Raw genomic sequence first — 1053 nt, 5'->3', positions numbered from 1 at the left:
TAAGTAGCTAGGCGCATTTAAACATAAAACGTTCTAGCTGATAATTTCCAGCTTTACTACGCGCTTCCATGCCGTCAATGACGGTCATGGCCAAGTCATATTCGTTATCAAACATCTGACCGGCAATCTCGTGGCACTTCAGTTGCCGCCATTGGGTTTCTATAGGATTCATCTCCGAACAATAGGGCGGTAGAAAGAAGATGAATAACCCCTGCTCCTGCCATCGAGGCCACTGCTGTTGCACCAGGCGACTTTTGTGAAGCGAGCCATTATCCTGCACAACCACGGTAATGCGTCCCGTTTCGGCTAAGGTCTGGGCTGCTTTCTGAGCCACCCAATCCATAACTTGGATATAGCTCGGCCCCTTAAATCCGCCTTGAGAGAGTGCGTACTCGAACGCCTCCCCCGGTTGCCACAAGCCCAAGATACTAATCCGACGGCCATGGCGAGTGAGCGTTTGCTCCAGTCGCTTCTGCTCGCCTATCGGACTGTAGCTGTAGCTGACCGGACTCCAGAGGCAAAAGCCCGCTTCATCGAGGTATTTGATATCGACCAGACCCTCCTCAGCCGCCAGCACCAGGGTCTCTAAGTCTGCCTGCTTGAGGGCTTGCTTGACGGGGTCTTGCTTCCGTTTGTGACTGTGCCGGGTGCGTTTCCACCGATATCTTTTTTTTTGAGCACTCGTCGCAGTCGGTCGCTACTCAAGTCTACCAAGCGCTCTTGCTTAAGCTTTTGAGCTAATTGAGCGCTGGTATAGGTGCGCGGTTCTTGATCCAAACAGGCCGTCAAATAGTCCAGATCTGAGGGCTGCCACTTGGGTTTCGCACCACGCCCAGGGGCTTCCCACAGTCCGCCTAACCCATCACTCTCCCACCGTCTGAGAGTGACTCTGACGGTCTGTTGCTGGCACTGAAAAATCTTGGCAATAGCAGGCACGTTCAGCCCTTGAGCATTCAAGCGCAGCATATGCGCACGGTCACGGGTCCGATAAGGAACTGTCTGAGCTTGCCGCAGTTCACTTAAGGTACGGTCTTCCTCCTCGGTCAAAATGAT

General features: G+C 53.2%; 1 protein-coding gene. It reads right to left on the bottom strand.

The annotated features are described in order from the left end of the window. Positions 1–7: 7 nt before the first annotated feature. Positions 8–1053, bottom strand: a protein-coding gene (locus tag IQ273_RS33400; RefSeq protein ID WP_397199258.1) for an IS630 family transposase whose coding sequence is annotated in 2 segments (ribosomal slippage) — positions 8–658 and positions 661–1053 — 1044 coding nt in all. Because the reading frame shifts where the segments join, the coding sequence is not laid out codon by codon here.

The sequence above is a fragment of the Nodosilinea sp. LEGE 07298 genome (assembly GCF_015207265.1).
GTDB lineage: Bacteria > Cyanobacteriota > Cyanobacteriia > Phormidesmidales > Phormidesmidaceae > Nodosilinea.
Note: the sequence above shows the minus strand (reverse complement) of the source record. Positions and strands in the feature narration are given on the sequence as shown.